This is a genomic window from Bradyrhizobium sp. 191, from assembly GCF_023100985.1.
GTDB classification, from domain to species: Bacteria; Pseudomonadota; Alphaproteobacteria; order Rhizobiales; family Xanthobacteraceae; genus Bradyrhizobium; species Bradyrhizobium diversitatis.
Map to the genome: position 1 here is coordinate 6,488,158 of NZ_CP064692.1, position 17,952 is coordinate 6,506,109.

General features: G+C 64.1%; 16 protein-coding genes. 4 read left to right on the plus strand and 12 right to left on the minus strand.

Translation table 11 applies throughout. The features are described from left to right. Positions 1-138: 138 nt before the first annotated feature. A complete protein-coding gene (locus tag IVB23_RS30375; protein ID WP_061879424.1) occupies positions 139-1,677 on the plus strand; it encodes an SUMF1/EgtB/PvdO family nonheme iron enzyme in 1,539 nt (512 codons plus the stop codon). A 118-nt stretch (positions 1,678-1,795) separates the two neighbouring features. Beyond that, positions 1,796-2,245, plus strand: a complete 450-nt coding sequence (locus IVB23_RS30380; RefSeq protein ID WP_061879425.1) for a DUF4399 domain-containing protein — start codon at positions 1,796-1,798, stop codon at positions 2,243-2,245. Here IVB23_RS30380 and IVB23_RS30385 read toward each other — a convergent pair whose 3' ends face one another. From IVB23_RS30385 to pqqA, 11 genes are all read right to left on the minus strand, one after another. Continuing rightward, complete coding sequence (locus IVB23_RS30385) at positions 2,246-3,301, minus strand: 2-oxoacid:ferredoxin oxidoreductase subunit beta (protein ID WP_061879426.1); 1,056 nt, start codon at positions 3,299-3,301, stop codon at positions 2,246-2,248. It lies immediately after the preceding gene. A 172-nt stretch (positions 3,302-3,473) separates the two neighbouring features. Beyond that, positions 3,474-5,321 (minus strand): 2-oxoacid:acceptor oxidoreductase subunit alpha, encoded by a 1,848-nt coding sequence (locus IVB23_RS30390; RefSeq protein WP_061879427.1) that lies wholly within the window; start codon positions 5,319-5,321, stop codon positions 3,474-3,476. Beyond that, positions 5,291-7,090: an FAD-dependent oxidoreductase gene (locus tag IVB23_RS30395; RefSeq protein ID WP_247801050.1), complete on the minus strand. Its 1,800-nt coding sequence runs from the start codon at positions 7,088-7,090 to the stop codon at positions 5,291-5,293. The genes IVB23_RS30390 and IVB23_RS30395 overlap by 31 nt, the downstream gene beginning before the upstream one ends. A gap of 342 nt (positions 7,091-7,432) precedes the next feature. Further along, a complete protein-coding gene (locus IVB23_RS30400; RefSeq protein ID WP_247799878.1) occupies positions 7,433-8,704 on the minus strand; it encodes an IS110 family transposase in 1,272 nt (423 codons plus the stop codon). Positions 8,705-9,002: 298 nt separating this feature from the next. Then, complete coding sequence (locus IVB23_RS30405) at positions 9,003-9,680, minus strand: DUF4286 family protein (RefSeq protein ID WP_061879429.1); 678 nt, start codon at positions 9,678-9,680, stop codon at positions 9,003-9,005. 160 nt (positions 9,681-9,840) lie between these two features. Continuing rightward, positions 9,841-10,827, minus strand: coding sequence for a prolyl aminopeptidase (pip, locus tag IVB23_RS30410; RefSeq protein WP_247801051.1), 987 nt, complete (start codon positions 10,825-10,827; stop codon positions 9,841-9,843). Then, positions 10,817-11,998, minus strand: coding sequence for a pyrroloquinoline quinone biosynthesis protein PqqE (gene pqqE, locus IVB23_RS30415; protein WP_247801052.1), 1,182 nt, complete (start codon positions 11,996-11,998; stop codon positions 10,817-10,819). Before pqqE ends, pip begins: the two co-directional genes overlap by 11 nt. After that, positions 11,995-12,306 (minus strand): pyrroloquinoline quinone biosynthesis peptide chaperone PqqD, encoded by a 312-nt coding sequence (gene pqqD, locus IVB23_RS30420; RefSeq protein ID WP_247801053.1) that lies wholly within the window; start codon positions 12,304-12,306, stop codon positions 11,995-11,997. Before pqqD ends, pqqE begins: the two co-directional genes overlap by 4 nt. 12 nt (positions 12,307-12,318) lie before the next feature. Continuing rightward, positions 12,319-13,098 (minus strand): pyrroloquinoline-quinone synthase PqqC, encoded by a 780-nt coding sequence (pqqC, locus tag IVB23_RS30425; RefSeq protein WP_061879433.1) that lies wholly within the window; start codon positions 13,096-13,098, stop codon positions 12,319-12,321. Next, entirely contained in the window at positions 13,095-14,024 is a 930-nt protein-coding gene (pqqB, locus tag IVB23_RS30430) for a pyrroloquinoline quinone biosynthesis protein PqqB (protein ID WP_247801054.1), read from the minus strand. The genes pqqC and pqqB overlap by 4 nt, the downstream gene beginning before the upstream one ends. 165 nt (positions 14,025-14,189) lie before the next feature. Further along, on the minus strand, positions 14,190-14,270 hold the full coding sequence (pqqA, locus tag IVB23_RS30435; protein ID WP_007595659.1) for a pyrroloquinoline quinone precursor peptide PqqA: 81 nt from the start codon (positions 14,268-14,270) through the stop codon (positions 14,190-14,192). A gap of 261 nt (positions 14,271-14,531) precedes the next feature. Here pqqA and IVB23_RS30440 point away from each other — a divergent pair, with 261 nt between their 5' ends. Continuing rightward, on the plus strand, positions 14,532-14,789 hold the full coding sequence (locus IVB23_RS30440) for a hypothetical protein (RefSeq protein ID WP_061879435.1): 258 nt from the start codon (positions 14,532-14,534) through the stop codon (positions 14,787-14,789). A gap of 149 nt (positions 14,790-14,938) precedes the next feature. On the opposite strand, the gene IVB23_RS30445 is transcribed toward IVB23_RS30440, so the two are convergent. Further along, complete coding sequence (locus tag IVB23_RS30445; RefSeq protein ID WP_247799878.1) at positions 14,939-16,210, minus strand: IS110 family transposase; 1,272 nt, start codon at positions 16,208-16,210, stop codon at positions 14,939-14,941. Positions 16,211-16,551: 341 nt separating this feature from the next. Between IVB23_RS30445 and IVB23_RS30450 the strand changes: the two genes are divergently transcribed. Further along, positions 16,552-17,952, plus strand: a complete 1,401-nt coding sequence (locus IVB23_RS30450; protein WP_247801055.1) for an amidase family protein — start codon at positions 16,552-16,554, stop codon at positions 17,950-17,952.

The following is a 17,952-nucleotide window of genomic DNA, read 5'->3' on the forward strand; positions in this document are numbered from 1 at the left end:
GCGCCCTGGTTCTTTGGAACCCGACGCCGGCGATCGCTGCGACATTGTCTCGGTTCGTCAATGTGATAGCCTTCACAGACGGCCGCCTTTGGCCGTCGTAAGATGGGACTGCCTCGCAAGTTTCTGGAGTCCCCCTGCATGGGCGAAATTCGCAACTTCAGATCCGGAAATCAGGATGAGCCGCCGCCGCACAGCGGAGTGCCTCGTCGACTCGCCGCGATCATCGTCGGTGACATCGCCTCCTACAGTCGGTTGATGCAGGCCGACGAGGAAGGCACGCATGTTCGCGTCAAGCGGATCGAGCGGGATCTCATCCAGCCCAGCATCATCGAACACCATGGAAGCCTGGTGAAGACGACCGGCGACGGCTTCATCGCCATCTTCGACAGTCCCGTGGAGGCCGTTCGATGCAGCATCGTCATCCAGCAGAATCTCATCGGCCGCAACGCCTCGCTTCCCAAGCATTCCCGGCTCGAATATCGGATTGGCGTCAATCTCGGCGATGTCATCGTGGAGCCGGACGACATCTATGGTGACGGCGTCAACATCGCCACGCGTATCGAGGGTATCGCGGAACCGGGGCAGGTCTACATCTCCGGCGCGATCTACGAACAGATCAAGCACAAGGTCGTGTGCGGCTATGAGTCGCTCGGCGACCGCAAGGTCAAGAACATCACCGATCCCGTGCGCGTCTATCGGGTGCTGCCGGATGCCGATGCCGTCGGCAAGACAAGAAGCCGGCGCGAGAACACGCTGATCTTTCTCCTGGGCATCACGCTGCTGGTCATTGCCGCCGGCGCACTCTGGTATTTGCTGGCGCAGCCTCAGGGCAGGGTGGGCGAGCAGGTCGCAACGCCCGCCGCTTCTCCGGCGCCGTCCCCCGCTCCGCAAGCCCCGCCGCGTGAAGCGGCGACGCAGGCGCCGCAGGTGCCGCAACCGTCTCCCTCATTGGCTTCGGCGCCTTCATCGCCCGCGCCGGCGCCAAGCGCGTCCGCGACCCCGGTGCGCGAGCCCGAAATGGTCGCCATTCGCGGCGGCAGTTTCGCGATGGGAAGCAATGATGATCCGACCGAGCGTCCCGTCCACCAGGTCACCGTCAAGCCGTTCTCGATCGGAAAATATCCGGTGACGGTGCGGGAGTGGAACGAATGCGCGGCTGCGGGCGCGTGTGGTTTCACCGCGACCGGCAAGGACGATGCGCCGGTCAGCAACGTGAGCTGGACTGACGCGCAGCAATATGCCGCCTTTCTGTCGCAGGCGACGAAGAAGCCGTATCGGCTCCCGAGCGAGGCCGAATGGGAATATGCGGCCCGCGGCGGAACGCAAACCAAGTATTGGTGGGGCGACAAGCTCCAGCCGGGCATGGCCGGATGCAAGGACTGCGGCGACCTCGCCGCCGAGCAGCCGGCGAAGGTCGGCAGCTTCAAGCCCAATCCATTCGGGCTCCACGACATGGGCGGCGGCATCGACCAGTGGGTCGAGGACTGCTGGCACAAGAACTATCAGGGCGCGCCGGTCGACGGTTCGGCATGGTCGAGCGGCGACTGCTCATCGCACGTCCTGCGCTCGGGCTCCTGGAAGAACGATTCGAGATACGTGCGGCCGTCCAACCGCGATGGCTACGATACCAATGTCCGTTATCCCACGCATGGATTCCGGATCGCACTCAGTCCCTGACGCATGATCCGGAAAAGCGTGCAGCGGTTTTCCGAAAGGATCATGCTCAAGCAATAACCCAAACCGCGATGACGATTCATCCCGATCGCATCGCGGCTTTTGAGTTGGAGTAGGTTTGATGAAGATCATTTGCTGCGCCGCGCTGGCGGCGGCGCTCGCATTGCTGCCGGGCACGGCTTGCTCTCAGGGCAAGACCGCTCCCAAGGACGCGAAGCTCTATTTCATCACCCCGCAGGACGGGCAGAAGATCCGTGGCGGGTTCTGGGTGCGGTTCGGCCTGCGCAATATGGGCGTCACGCATGCCGGCGACGACTACCAGAACGCCGGTCATCATCATTTGCTGGTCGACGTCAACACTCCCATCGATCCCAAGGAACCGATCCCGCAGGACAAGTCCCATCTGCATTTCGGAGCAGGGCAGACCGAGACGTTTCTCGAGCTTCCGCCCGGCACGCACACGTTGCAGCTGGTGCTCGGCGATGCGAAGCACTATCCGTTCGAACCGCCCGTCGTGTCCGAGAAGATCACCGTGCGAGTCAGGCAGCCCGTTTCGGTCCGGCGCCGATGATCACCGCAGGCTGGCGTTGAACTTGTCCAGCACCGCCGAGCCCGGGCACAGCGAGTCCGCCTCCAGGCTGTTGAGCGGCGTCTCGACCGTATTGAGATGCTCGTGCATGTCTTCCGCGTCGGGATCGACATAGAGCAGGCCGGTGACGATCTGGCCCTTGGCGGCGTGCTTCTGCAGGAAGGTCATCGCGCCCAGGCGGTCATGCGGATCGTAGTCGGCATCGATCTTGCGCAGCGCAATCCTGCTGCCGTCGTGCTGCTCGACCACCTGCACCGTCCCCGGCGCGTAATCGACGGCGATCGGATCGCGGCCGACCAGCACGTCGAGCCGGTTCACCGCGTCGTTGTGCTCGCGGACATAGTCGAAGCTCTTGGTCGAGCCGGCGTGATTGTTGAAGGCGATGCAGGGGCTGATGACGTCGATGAAGGAGGCGCCCTTGTGGCCGATCGCGGCGGCGATCAGCGGCACCAGCTGGCTCTTGTCGCCGGAGAACGAGCGCGCGACGAAGGTGGCCCCCAGCTGCAGGGCGATCGCGACGAGGTCGATCGGGTTGTCGGTATTGGTGACGCCTTTCTTGCTCTTCGAGCCGCGGTCGGCGGTCGCCGAGAACTGGCCCTTGGTCAGGCCGTAGACGCCGTTGTTCTCGACGATATAGGTCATGTTGACGCCGCGGCGGATCGAATGCGCGAACTGGCCGAAACCGATCGAGGCGGAATCGCCGTCGCCGGAGACGCCGAGATAGATCAGGTCGCGGTTGGCGAGGTTGGCGCCGGTCAGCACGGATGGCATACGGCCGTGCACGGAGTTGAAGCCGTGCGAATTGCCGAGGAAATAGTCCGGCGTCTTCGACGAGCAGCCGATGCCGGAGATCTTTGCCACCCGGTGCGGCTCGATCGAGAGTTCGTAGCAGGCCTCGATGATCGAGGCCGTGATCGAATCGTGGCCGCAGCCGGCACACAGCGTCGAGATCTTGCCCTCGTAGTCGCGATGCGTGTAGCCGAGCTCGTTCTTCTTCAGGCCCGGATGATGGAATTTCGGCTTTGCGATGTAGGTCATGCCCGTCTCTCTCTGCTCCCTCTCCGCAATCCGACGTCTCTTTGCACTCGGCCGAGCCGTCGCAACCGCACTCCGTCATTGCGAGCGCAGCGAAGCAATCCAGAGTCTTTCCACGGAGGCAGTCTGGATTGCTTCGCTGCGCTCGCAATGACGATGTGGATGCAGCTTGCCATCATGACACGGCCTTGCGGAGCGGGGTCACCTTGAGGTGATCCTGGTGGTCGCCAATGGCCTTGGCGATGAAGCGGGCGGTGATCGGTGTGCCGTCGTAATGCACGATTGGCACGAGGCGGACGGGATCGATGCCGTTCTCGTTGACGATGAGCTGGCGCAGCTGGCTGTCGCGGTTCTGCTCGACCACATAGACGAAATCGTGCTCGGCGAGGAAGCTCGCGACGCTCGAGTGGAACGGGAAGGCGCGGATGCGCAGGCGGTCGAGCTGATGCCCGCGCGCCTCGAGCAACCCGATCGCCTCGTCCATCGCCGGCGAGGTCGAGCCGAAATAGATCACGCCATATTTGGTCGGACGCTCCGCATTGGCCTGCAGCGGCCGCGGCACCAGGTCCTGTGCAGTCTCGAACTTGCGCACCAGGCGCTGCATGTTGTCGGCGTAGACCGTGCCTTCCTCGGAGTAACGCGCATAGCGGTCGCGCGACGTGCCGCGGGTGAAATAGGAGCCCTTGGTCGGATGTGTGCCGGGATAGGTGCGGTAGGGAATGCCGTCGCCGTCGACGTCGAGATAGCGGCCGAAGTCGCGGCCCTCCTCCAGCATCTCTGCGGTCATGATCTTGCCGCGGTCATACTGCTTGGCGTCGTCCCATTTCAGCGGACGGGAGAGCCGGTGGTTCATGCCGATGTCGAGATCGAGCATCAGGAAGATGGTGGTCTGGAGCCGTTCGGCGAGGTCGAAGGCGGCCGCCGCGAACTCGAACGCCTCGGCGGGATCTTCCGGGAATAGCAGCACATGCTTGGTGTCGCCATGCGAGGCATAGGCGCAGGCGATGATGTCGCATTGCTGGGTGCGGGTCGGCATGCCCGTGGAGGGGCCGGCGCGCTGGATGTTCATGATCACGGCCGGGATCTCGGCGAAATAGGAGAGGCCGATGAATTCCGTCATCAGCGAAATGCCGGGGCCCGAGGTCGCGGTGAAAGCGCGGGCGCCGTTCCAGGACGCGCCGATGACGATGCCGATGGAGGCCAGCTCGTCCTCGCCCTGCACGATCGCGTACTTCGCCTTGCCCGTCTCCGGATCGTGCCGGTACTTCTTGCAGTGGGCGGTGAACGCCTCCGCCACCGACGAGGACGGCGTGATCGGATACCACGCGCACACCGTGGCGCCGCCATAGACCGCGCCGAGCGCGGCGGCGCTGTTGCCCTCGATGAAGATGCGGTCGCCGACCTTGTCGGATTTGTTCACCCTGAGCCCGATCGGGCATTTCAGGTTCTGCAGCGCCCAGTCGCGTCCGAGATGCAGCGCGTGCACGTTGGACGACAGCAGCTTCTCCTTGCCCTTGTACTGCTCGCCGATCAGCTGCTCGATCAGCTTGGGGTCCATGTCGAGCAGCGCCGAGAGCGCGCCCAAATAGATGATGTTCTTGAACAGCTGGCGCTGGCGCGGATCGGTATAGGTCGAGTTGGTGATCGCGGTCAGCGGCACGCCGATCACGGTGATGTCGTCGCGGAATTTGGTCGACGGCATCGGCTTGGTGGAATCGTAGAACAGGTAGCCTCCGGGCTCGATGCCGGCGACATCCTTGTCCCAGGTCTGCGGGTTCATCGCCACCATCATGTCGACGCCGCCGCGGGCGCCGAGATGGCCGGCTTCCGTCACCCGCACCTCGTACCAGGTCGGCAGGCCCTGGATGTTGGAGGGGAAGATGTTGCGCGGCGACACCGGCACGCCGTGGCGCAGGATCGCGCGGGCAAACATCTCGTTGGCGCTGGCCGAGCCCGAGCCGTTGACGTTGGCGAAGCGGACGACGAAGTCGTTTACGCTGCTGATCGGCTTTTTGTCGGACATGTCGAACCTGCGTGGGTCATATCGATCAAATATTTCTGCATGTCCCAGGCGCCGGTGGGACAACGCTCGGCGCACAGCCCGCAATGCAGGCAGACGTCCTCGTCCTTGACCATCACCCGTCCGGTCTTGAGGTCGCCGGAGACGTAGAGATCCTGGTCCGGATGGAGTGAAGGCGCCTTCAGGCGCTGGCGCAGGTCGCTTTCCTCGCCGTTATCAGTGAAGGTGATGCAATCCATCGGGCAGATGTCGACGCAGGCATCGCATTCGATGCAGAGCGAGGTCGAGAACACGGTCTGTACGTCGCAGTTCAGACAGCGATGCGCCTCGCCGAGCGCAAGCTTGACGTCGTAGCCGAGCTCGACCTCGGCGCGGATGTCCTTGAGCGCGACGACCTTGTCGCGATGCGGCACCTTGTAGCGCTTGTCGACGGAGATGTCGTTGTCATAGCTCCATTCGTGGATGCCCATCTTCTGCGAGGAGACATGCACCTCCGGCAGCGGCCGCTCGCTGATATCCTCACCCGACAGCATCTTGTGGATCGACAGCGCGGCATCATGGCCGTGCGCGACCGCCCAGATGATGTTCTTGGGACCGAACGCGGCGTCGCCCCCGAAGAATACTTTCGGGTTGGTCGAAGCGAAGGTCTTGGGGTCGACCTTGGGCATGTGCCATTTGTCGAACTCGATGCCGCAATCCTGCTCGATCCAGGGGAAGGCGTTCTCCTGGCCGACCGCGACCAGCACGTCGTCGCAGGGAATGGTCTGATCGGGGTCGCCCGAGGGCACGAGGTTACGGCGGCCTTTGGCGTCATATTCGGCTTTGACGTGCTGGAAGGTGACGCCGATGAGCTTGCCGGCGACCTGCTTGAATGCCACCGGCACCATGTAGTTGAGGATCGGAATATCCTCGTGGATCGCGTCCTCCTTCTCCCACGGCGAGGCCTTCATCTCCTCGAAGCCGGAGCGCACGATCACCGTGACTTTCTCGCCGCCGAGGCGGCGCGCGGTTCGGCAGCAATCCATCGCGGTGTTGCCGCCGCCGAGCACGATCACGCGCTTGCCGATCTTGTCGACATGGCCGAACGACACGTTGGCCAGCCATTCGATGCCGATATGGATGTTGCCGGCGGCTTCCTTCCGGCCGGGAATGTCGAGCTCGCGGCCGCGCGGTGCGCCGGAGCCGACGAAGATCGCGTCGTATTTCTCCGCGAGCAGCGCCTTCATGCTGTCGATGCGGTGACCGCCCTTGAACTCGACACCGAGACCCAGGATGTAGCCGGTCTCCTCGTCGATCACCGAATTGGGCAGGCGGAATTTCGGAATCTGCGTGCGCATCATGCCGCCGGCTTCCGGATCGGCATCGAACACCGTGCAATGATAGCCGAGCGGCGCGAGATCGCGCGCCACCGTCAGCGAAGCGGGGCCGCCGCCCACCAGCGCGATACGCTTGCCGTTCTTCGGCGCGGGCCGCGGCAGGCGCTGCTTGATGTCGTCCTTGAAGTCGGCGGCGACGCGCTTGAGGCGGCAGATCGCGACCGGAGTCTCCTCGACGCGTCCGCGGCGACACGCGGGCTCGCAGGGACGATCGCAGGTGCGTCCCAGGATTCCGGGAAACACGTTCGACTTCCAATTGATCATGTAGGCGTCGCTGTAGCGGCCTTGTGCGATCAGTCGGATGTATTCGGGAACCGGGGTGTGCGCAGGACAGGCCCATTGGCAATCGACCACTTTGTGAAAGTAGTCGGGGGCCGCGATATCGGTCGGTTTCATTCCTACCCTGTCCGCGCAGGCTCAAAGACCCCGCGGCCTTTTTTGTTTGAGCGTGGCGGACGCTTAACGCATCTCGATCTGGTTTCTGAATGACGTCATTGGGTTAGCTTATTAGAACCGTTCCGAAGTACAACGGCAAATTTGCGCGCGGCACGGCTTTCATGGGAGCTACGCGTGCACAGCATTAACGGCGTGCGCAGGCATGCGGCGGTGCAGCATGTTGCGCTGCGCTCCATCCACGTCATTGCGAGGAGCCCTTGCGACGAAGCAATCCAGAGTGTCACTGCGGCCGCAGTCTGGATTGCTTCGCTGCGCTAGGAAGAAACTGCTGGTTGTTTAGGGTCAGGCCGCCTCCGCGATGTGCTGGAGTTGGACGGTGAAGCCGAGCTTTTTGAGGCGCGCGACCAAGCGGCTTGCCTTGACCTCGGTGGGCCGACGGTCGAAGTAGGCGGCGCCGAGGTCGTGGTGCTCGGTGCCGTTTTTGAGGATGTGGTAGATGGCGGTGAGGAGCGAGGCGGCGACAGCGCAGATGGCTTTTTGAGGTCCGCGTCTGGCCTGCAAGCGGAAGAACTGCGCTCGGTAGTAACTGTTCTTTGAGCGCTTGGCGGCCCAAGCACATTGAACGAGCATCGTCTTGAGCCACGGCGCCCCCTTGCGCAGGCGCGAGGACTTGCGCTTGCCGGCGCTCTCGTTCTGCCCGGGGCACAGGCCGGCCCAGGCAACGAGATGGCCGGCAGTCTCGAAGCGGCTCATATCGGCGCCGATCTCGGATAAAATTGCCGGCGCTGCCACCGCGCTGATCCCGGGGACCGTGGTCAACAATCCGATCAAGTGGCGAAAGGGGATCTTGCCACCGCCTGCCTCCGCTTCCATGCCCTCGATCCGCTGAGCGATTTCGACATCAAGCTTGCGGATCGTCTCATCCAGACCATCGCGTTGCTTCAGGTGAAGCGCGAGCAGAAAGCGATGGTGATCCGTCAGGCGCCCGTGCAACGCATCGTAAAGCTCCTTCGGCGACGCCTTGAGCTGCTTGCCGGCAAGCTCGGCCAGCTTGTTCGGCTGCCGGACGCCGTCGATCATCGCCTGGATGATCCGCCGGCCGCTCGCGCCCATGATGTCGGAGATCACCGAGCCGAGCTTGATGTTGGCTTCCGCCAGCGTCTTGTCGATCCGCTGCACGTGCCGCGCCTGCTCGCGCACCAGTTGCTTGCGCGTTCGCGTCAGCGCGCGCAGCTCCTGTACCTTCTCCTCGGGAATGAAGCTGCCTTTGATCAGCCCGCAGGCCAACAGATCGGCGATCCACATCGCATCGTTCATGTCGGTCTTGCGTCCCGGCACATTCTTGATATGCGCCGCATTGGCGACGATCAATTCAAAGGCGCCTTCGCCCAGGATCCGGAACACCGGCATCCAGTAGACGCCCGTCGCCTCCACCGCCACATGCGTGCACCGGCTTTCTTCCAGCCACCTTCTCAGCTCCACGAGCGGGTCCGTCGTGGCCGCAAAAGTCCGGCACTCCCGCTGCGCCTTGCCATCGACCATGATCCGCACGCAGGCCACGACCGTGTCCCTGTGTACATCCAGCCCCGCCACCCGCTCATACAAAATATCCATGCTCCTCTCCTCAACAGTTAGCGCCGGCGGCATAGGCGCCTGTCAGAAAAGAATGCTAGGAAGCGTGCTCGAGGGCCATGCAGCCCCTCCGCGCCAGTGTGGGTTATCCAGGCAACCCGGGTCCAACTCGCAACCGGGCTCTCGCGCACCAGAGAGTAATCGACCTCTTTGCCGACGGCCTCTCAAAATACCGCATTTGCCCACGCTCCGACAGTTTCATCCAGCGCGCGTCGGCTCCTCAATGCCGGTCCCAACTCGCAATGACGGCGTCGGTGGACAGCGCGGCAATCCCGCTACATCAGTTCTGCGCGATGTCGCTCTTCGCGAGATCCCACATCAGGCAGTAGGTGCCGACGGAGACGGGAGGCGGCAACGGGGATGCGGCAGGTCCCGTGAAGCGCTCGGCGATCACGGCCGAGACTGCGCCGATATGCGTGCCGTCGATCAGCACGAACCAGTCGCGCGCGCCTTCATTAGCTGTCGCCGGAATTCCTGCCGTTGCACCCGACAGTTCCGGCTCGCTCTCGAGCAGATGCATGGAGATGATGCCGTCGCGCGTCTCCGGCATCAGTCTGTCTTGCAGTGCATCACGCCACGCTCCCGCATTGTCGGGCGTCGGCCGCAGACGCACCAGGCCGAGCGCGGCCCCGCGCCCGGTGCCGTTGCTGATGGTGATGCGCGCGACGACGCGCAGCATGTCCTTGAAGCGCGCCATGGTCTGCCGCGACCAGTCGGTCGGATTCGCGAGCCGCGCCCGATAGGCGGGGCTGTCGAGCACGTCGAGCGTCGCGGTCGAATACAGGCTGAGATATTTGGGATTGGCGGCATGCGCGACATAGCGCCGCGCTTCGAGGAACCCCTCGATCGCGACGCGCTCTTCCAGATGCTCACGATCGTACCAGCGGTTGAAATCGGCCTCATCGGCTGCGTCGATGTTCATCGACGTCAGCAGCATGCCTTTCGCGGCGAGCGGCATTTTCTTGTTGTCCTTCCCATGCGAACCCAGACCCTCATGGTGAGCATCCGGACGATGCTACGCATCGCCGGGTGAACCATGCAGGCCCCGCTGCTGCATCTCGGCCTTTCATCCTTCGAGACGCGCTCTCCGAGCGCTCCTCAGAATGAGGAGATAGACCCTAATGCCCGATCTTCGACGCGAGGTCCGCAATCGACTTCATGACGGCATCCCTCACTCCGTCATCATAGAGCGAATGTCCGGCCTCTTCCACGACGCGAATCTCGGAACCCGGCCAAACTTTCGCGAGCGCCTGGGATGTCCCGGGAGGACATAACAGGTCATAGCGGCCCTGTACGATGATGCCGGGAATGCCGGCGAGCCGATGCGCGTTTCGCAACAGCTGGTCTTCGCTCATGAAGCTGTCGTTGACGAAATAATGCGCCTCCATGAAAGGCGTCGCCGGCAGTGTGCGCCAGACGTTCAGCGCGGCGAGGTCCAGCCGGGTCCGTGCCGGCTTGTGCTCGGACAGGGTGCGTTCAACGTCGTGCCAGGCCCGCGCCGCGGGACCGTGCACGGCAGGATCGGCATCGAGGATACGGCGCCAATAGGCGCCCACCGGTTGCGCGCGCTCTTCGCTCGTCAGCACGCTCAGGAAATCCTCGTAGAGCGCGGGATAGAACTGGGACAGGCGCGAGGTGAAGGCCGCCTCGACCTCCGCCCGCGTGCCAAGGAAGGTTGCGCGCAGCGCAATGCCGGAGACGCGCTCCGGATGCGCCTCGGCGTAGGCTAGCGCCAGCGTCGCGCCCCAGGAGCCGCCGACCACCATCCAGCGTGTGAAGCCGAATTTCTCGCGGATCTTCTCCATGTCCGCGACCAGATGCGCCGTGGTGTTGTCCGCGCGCGATCCCTTGGGCCGGCTGCGGCCGCAGCCGCGCTGGTCGAACAATACGGCGCAGAAACGATCAGGGTCGAACAGTCGGCGATGGTCGGGCTGGCAGCCGCTGCCGGGCCCGCCATGCAGATAGACCGCAGGGATTCCGTCAGCGCGGCCGACGCTCTCGACATGGAGCTCGTGGCCGTCGCCGACATCGAGCATCTCGGAGGTCAGCGGTGCAAAGGGGTCGGCGCGTTTGACCGCGCTGGCCGCGTCGGCGTCAGGTCCCATTCTCGGATTCCAGAGTGCCGCCGGCGAAATTGCGATAGAGGAAGCGGTTGGTCTCGCCTTCGGCTTCGCGCTCGGCCTGCTTGAAGATCGTCTCGTGCAGCGGCGACAGCGCGCAGGCCGGATCGGTATTGGCCGCATCACCCGTCAGCGCGAAGGCCTGGCAGCGGCAGCCGCCGAAATCGATCTCGCGGAACTCGCAAGATTTGCACGGCTCCTTCATCCAGCTGGTGCCGCGATAGCGATTGAAGGCCTCGGAATTCTGCCAGATCCAGGCGATCGAATGGTTGGAGCGCACGGATTCGAAGTCGAGCCCGGTGATGCTCTCGGCGGCATGGCACGGCAGCACCTTGCCGGCGGGCGAGATGTTGAAGAACTGCCGGCCCCAGCCGCCCATGCATTTCTTCGGCCGCAGCGCGTAATAATCAGGGACGACGTAATCGATCGTCAGCCGGCCCTTCAGCCGCTCCCGTGCCTCCTCGACGAGGCGGGTGCACTCATCGAGCTGCGCCACGGTCGGCATCAGAGCGGCGCGGTTCTTCAGCGCCCAGCCGTAATACTGGACATTGGCGACCTCGAGCCGGTCGGCATCGAGATCGAGCGCCATTTGGATGATGTCGGGGAGCTGATGCAGGTTCTGCCGGTGCATCACCGCGTTCACGGTGAGCGGCAGGTCGAGCTCGCGCGTCCATTTCGCGACTTCGAGCTTCTTGCGATGGCCGCCTTTGTAGCCGGCGACGCGATCGGCAAGGCGTTCCTCGATGCCCTGGAAAGAGATCTGCACATGGCAGAGCCCGGCATCCGCGAGATCGCCGAGCTTCTCGCGCGTCAGCAGCACGGCCGAGGTGATCAGGTTGGTATAGAGCCCGGCGTCGCTGGCGTGCTTCACCAGCTCGACGAGGTCCTTGCGCGCGGTCGGCTCGCCGCCGGAGAAATGCACCTGGAGCACGCCGATCTCGGCGAGCTCGCTCAAGACCTTCTTCCATTCCCCGGTGGTCAGCTCCTTGGCCGAGCGGTCGAGCTCGACCGGGTTGGAGCAATAGGGGCATTGCAGCGGGCAGCGATGGGTGATCTCGAGCAGCACCGCGAGCGGGATGCCGAAGGTCTCCGCCGTCGAGCGCTGTTTCTCCAGCACCGCGAGGCTGTCGCTGGGTGGGATGGTCACGTCGCTCATGACGTCTTCTCCCTGATCTCGGTGAGAAAGCCCTTGTCCGCGAGGTCCTGCAGCATGGCGATGACATCGGCCAGGATCGCCTCGCGCGGCGCGGCATATTTCGCCGCGAGCTGATCGGCGACGTCGCCGACATTGCGTTCGCCGTTGCAGAGCTGCAAAACCTCGACTGCGATCTCGTCCGGGGCCAGCACGCGCTCCGGCGCCAGGATCACCCAGACTTTTCGTGTCTCGTCATATTTCAGCTTGGCATGCCGCGGCAGCACGGGGCGGCTTGCCTCGCTGACGCTGATGTTCCGCGGCTCGGCCATTGCGCTTGTTCCTCAGCTCGCTTTGGGCACGAACGCGCCCGGCGGAATGTGGCCCTCGACATAGGCGTGCTGCAGCGCGTCGAGCTGCACCCACAGCACGTTGGTCTTGAAGATCAGCGCATTGCAGACGGAGGCGCGCTCCTCCGGAGTCCTCGCATGCGTCTTGACATAGTCGAGCGCGAAATTGGCATCGCGCGGCGCCTGGGTCAGGCGGCGCTTGAAGTAGCTCATGATGTCGGGATTGACGAAATCGTAATGCTCCAGCATGCCGGCGATGCGCTCTTCATGCAGGTTCGGCGCGAACAGCTCGGTGAGCGAGGAGGCGATCGCCTCCAGCGGGCTCTTCTCGCGGCAATAGTGGACATAGGCTTCGACCGCGAAGCGCGTCGCCGGCAGGATGCCTTCGGTGGATTCCACATAGGCCGTATCGAGCCCGAGCCCTTCGGTCAGCTTCAGCCAGCGCTCGATGCCGCCCTCGCTGCCGACGTCGCCGTCATGGTCCTCGATGCGATGGCGCCATTCCAGGCGGATGGCGCGGTCGCGGAAGCGCGAGATCACCACCGCGTCCTTGATCGGGATCGTGCTCTGGTAATAGTAGCGGTTGAGCGCCCAGGCCTGCACCTGGCCCTTGTTCAGCTTGCCGCCATGCAGCAGCTTATGGAACGGATGCAGGCTGTGATAGCGCGTCGCCCCGATATGGCGCAGCGTCGCCTCGAGCTCATCGGCGCTGGTGAGCCTGATGTCCTTGCCGATCGAGAGCGCGGTCATTCCAGTCAGTGATGCGGCGTTCACAGCACGATCTCCGTTCCATCCGCGGGTATCTGCCAGCCCGCCTGCTCGGCGGCCTTGCGCTCGGGCGAGCCGGGCAGCAGCGCCGGATTCGAGTTATTGATATGCAGAAACAGCTTCCTGTCGATACTGAGGTCGGCCAGCCGCGCGATCGCTCCGTCGTCGCCGGACATGGCGACATGTCCCATGCTCCTGCCGGTCTTGTGGCCGAGGCCGGCCCTGATCATCTCGTCGTCGCGCCAGACCGTGCCGTCGAAGAACACCAGCGCGGCGCCGTCAATCCGGGCCTTGAGCGCGTCGGTCACCTCGGCACAGGCCGCGATGAAGTAGAAGCACTCGCCCGTCGCCTTGTCGGTGATCTCAAGGCCCAGCGTGTCGCCGTCGCCGCTCTCGCCGCCCGGATGCGCCTTGCCCTCCAGGTACCAGGCCGACTTGCCCGGCACCGCGAAGGCCAGCACCTCCAGGCCGGAGCGCGCACCATCCGGCAGGCGGGGCTCGAATGGCTCATTGATGCCGATCGGCTGACGCCGCACGTGCTTCTCGTTCAGCACATTGAAGATGCTGTTGCTGTCCAGGATCGCCAGCACTTTCTGATGCGCATAGATTGTGAACGGCGAGCCCTCGCGCATCGACAGCAGGCCCGCCACCGCATCGACTTCGCTGTTGGTCAAGATCACGCCCGCAATCGGCGAGTGACGCAGTGCGCCCGCCTTGGGGTGCAGCTGTGGCGTGGCATTCAATTGCTGCCGCAGGTCGGGGGAGGCGTTGATCAGGAACCAGTGCTCGCCGTCGCCGCTGAAGGCCACCGAGGCTTGGGTCCTTTGAAGCTCGTGGCCGCCGCTACGGGCCGCCCGGCAGCCCTCGCACCCGCAATTCCATTGCGGAACTCCGCCGCCGGCCCCGGCGCCCAGGACGACGACGCGAAGCATGATCCGTCTCCTGGAGGTAACGTCGCAAGGAGGTAACGTCGCAAGGAGGTAACGTCGCAAGGTGGATCTCAGGCCGACACAATTCCTAACTTCCGGAAACGTATCGTGACCGAAAGCGGTCGGGCCGAAAGATCCACCTGCGCAGAACGCAATCTCACCAACCGCTTACTTGCGGGTGGCGCTCACATACATGTTGATTTCCATGCCGCAGGGCACTTCGACGATCTTCGGGGCTTTCCAGGCCATTTCGGCTCTCCATATTCGCGAATTCGGGACGTATCCTCCCATCCGTTAGACTAATGCCGACGGAGAACTTCGCCAGTGAAATTTTCCCGACCTAGGTAGTAGGCCGGCAGAATTGCTGCACTGCAAGAGAGCGCTTGCGGCCGCAAAGTTGAGCGAATGCCATGCGCAAAATATCCGATAGGTCGCGATCCCTGTCGGGATAAACGAGTTGTGAGGACGGAACGGCTTCTATTCGGCTACAGGCGACCCCATGGATCAGGCATGCCCAGATATTTCTTCAACACCCGTATCGGCAACGAATTGATCGTGGATCCCGACGGCGAGGACCTGCGCAACCCCGACCGTGCCTGGGAGGTCGCTCGTCAGATGATCCTGGAGGTCGTGAAGTCGGAAGGCACCCAGCGGGCCCTGCTGGAGGCAGTCATCGAGGTGACTGACGCCGACGGTGAGATCGTGCTGGAGTTTCCCTTCACCGAGGCCCTGCTGGACTTGCCCGACCAGTCCGCGACGAGGCATTAGCCGGACCTGTCCGCGGTGCGCTAAGAGAAGCACGCCGCTCCCTCCACGTCATTGCGAGGAGCCCTTGCGACGAGGCAATCCAGACTGCCTCCGCCGAGGGACTCTGGATTGCTTCGCTGCGCTAGGAAGAAACTGCTGGTTGTTTAGGGTCAGGCCGCCTCCGCGATGTGCTGGAGTTGGACGGTGAAGCCGAGCTTTTTGAGGCGCGCGACCAAGCGGCTTGCCTTGACCTCGGTGGGCCGACGGTCGAAGTAGGCGGCGCCGAGGTCGTGGTGCTCGGTGCCGTTTTTGAGGATGTGGTAGATGGCGGTGAGGAGCGAGGCGGCGACAGCGCAGATGGCTTTTTGAGGTCCGCGTCTGGCCTGCAAGCGGAAGAACTGCGCTCGGTAGTAACTGTTCTTTGAGCGCTTGGCGGCCCAAGCACATTGAACGAGCATCGTCTTGAGCCACGGCGCCCCCTTGCGCAGGCGCGAGGACTTGCGCTTGCCGGCGCTCTCGTTCTGCCCGGGGCACAGGCCGGCCCAGGCAACGAGATGGCCGGCAGTCTCGAAGCGGCTCATATCGGCGCCGATCTCGGATAAAATTGCCGGCGCTGCCACCGCGCTGATCCCGGGGACCGTGGTCAACAATCCGATCAAGTGGCGAAAGGGGATCTTGCCACCGCCTGCCTCCGCTTCCATGCCCTCGATCCGCTGAGCGATTTCGACATCAAGCTTGCGGATCGTCTCATCCAGACCATCGCGTTGCTTCAGGTGAAGCGCGAGCAGAAAGCGATGGTGATCCGTCAGGCGCCCGTGCAACGCATCGTAAAGCTCCTTCGGCGACGCCTTGAGCTGCTTGCCGGCAAGCTCGGCCAGCTTGTTCGGCTGCCGGACGCCGTCGATCATCGCCTGGATGATCCGCCGGCCGCTCGCGCCCATGATGTCGGAGATCACCGAGCCGAGCTTGATGTTGGCTTCCGCCAGCGTCTTGTCGATCCGCTGCACGTGCCGCGCCTGCTCGCGCACCAGTTGCTTGCGCGTTCGCGTCAGCGCGCGCAGCTCCTGTACCTTCTCCTCGGGAATGAAGCTGCCTTTGATCAGCCCGCAGGCCAACAGATCGGCGATCCACATCGCATCGTTCATGTCGGTCTTGCGTCCCGGCACATTCTTGATATGCGCCGCATTGGCGACGATCAATTCAAAGGCGCCTTCGCCCAGGATCCGGAACACCGGCATCCAGTAGACGCCCGTCGCCTCCACCGCCACATGCGTGCACCGGCTTTCTTCCAGCCACCTTCTCAGCTCCACGAGCGGGTCCGTCGTGGCCGCAAAAGTCCGGCACTCCCGCTGCGCCTTGCCATCGACCATGATCCGCACGCAGGCCACGACCGTGTCCCTGTGTACATCCAGCCCCGCCACCCGCTCATACAAAATATCCATGCTCCTCTCCTCAACAGTTAGCGCCGGCGGCATAGGCGCCTGTCAGAAAAGAATGCTAGGAAGCGTGCTCGAGGGCCATGCAGCCCCTCCGCGCCAGTGTGGGTTATCCAGGCAACCCGGGTCCAACTCGCAACCGGGCTCTCGCGCACCAGAGAGTAATCGACCTCTTTGCCGACGGCCTCTCAAAATACCGCATTTGCCCACGCTCCGACAGTTTCATCCAGCGCGCGTCGGCTCCTCAATGCCGGTCCCAACTCGCAATGACGGAGGCACCTCCGCGAAAACCGCATGGCTTTGCCGCGTTCCCGGCGCTAAAAGACGCCGATTACACGGAGCAAGCCATGCAAGATCTCTGGCGCCTGTCGGCTGCCGACCTCGTTACCCTCGTCAAATCCAGGAGGGTCTCCGCCAAGGAGGCTGCAAAGGCCGGCCTCGCGCGCCTGGATGCCGTCAATCCCCAGCTCAACGCGGTGATCGACCACCGGCCGGACGACGTCCTCAGGCAGGCTGATGCCGTCGATGCCGCCATCGCTCGCGGGGAGGACCCCGGCGTGCTCGCCGGCGTGCCCGTCACCATCAAGGCCAATGTCGACCAGGAAGGCTTTGCCACCACCAACGGCCTGAAGCTCCAGCGCGATGTCATCGCGCGCGAGGACAATCCGGTGGTCGCCAATTTCCGGAAATCGGGCGCCATTCTGCTCGGCCGCACCAATTGCCCGGCCTTCTCCTACCGCTGGTTCACCACCAATCTCATTCATGGCGATACCAAGAACCCCCGCGACGCCGCGCTGACGCCGGGCGGCTCCTCCGGCGGCGCCGGCTCGGCGGTCGCGGCCGGCATCGGCCACATCGCCCATGGCACCGACATCGCCGGCTCGATCCGCTATCCCGCCTATGCCTGCGGCGTCCACGGCCTGCGCCCGACGCTCGGCCGCATCCCTGCCTTCAACCCGGCGCTGCCGGAGCGCCCGATCGGGCCGCAGATCATGGCGGTGTCGGGACCCCTGGCGCGCACCGTCAACGACATCAGGATTTCGCTCGAGGCGATGTCGGCCCGCGACATCCGCGATCCCTGGTTCGTGCCGGTGCCGCTGCAAGGCCCCGCGCGGGACAAGCGCGCCGCGCTCTGCCTCAATCCGGGCGGCCTTGCCACAACGCCGGAGGTGAAGGCCGCGGTGAGCGATGCCGGCAAGCGCCTCGAGCGCGCCGGCTGGACCGTCGACATCATCGAAGACACGCCGCCGATGCGCGAGGCGGTGGAGTGGCAGATCAAGCTCTGGCTCGGCGACGGCTTTGAGGCGCAGCTCGATATGGCCGAGCGCGAGGGCGATCCCGGTGCGCTGGCCTGCCTGCGCGGCAACCGCGCCAAGGTTACGCCGATGGATCAGGCGAACTACGCCAAGGCGCTGACCCGAAGAGCCGCGCTGACCCGCGAATGGATGTTGTTCTTCGAGAAGTACGCCGTGCTGCTGACGCCGGTCTCCGGCGAGCTGCCGTTCCCGGATCATCTCGACCGCAAGGACGACGAGTCCTTCAAGCGCGTCTGGGAGGCGCAGCTGCCGCAGATCGCCATTCCGTTCATGGGCCTGCCGGGCCTCGTGGTTTCCACCGGGCTCGTCGGCAAGGCGCCCGTCGGCGTGCATATCGTCTCCGGCCGCTACCGCGAAGACCTCTGCCTGCTCGCGGGCGAAGCGATCGAGGCCGGTGGCGTGCCGCCGTCGCCGATCGATCCCGTGGGCTAG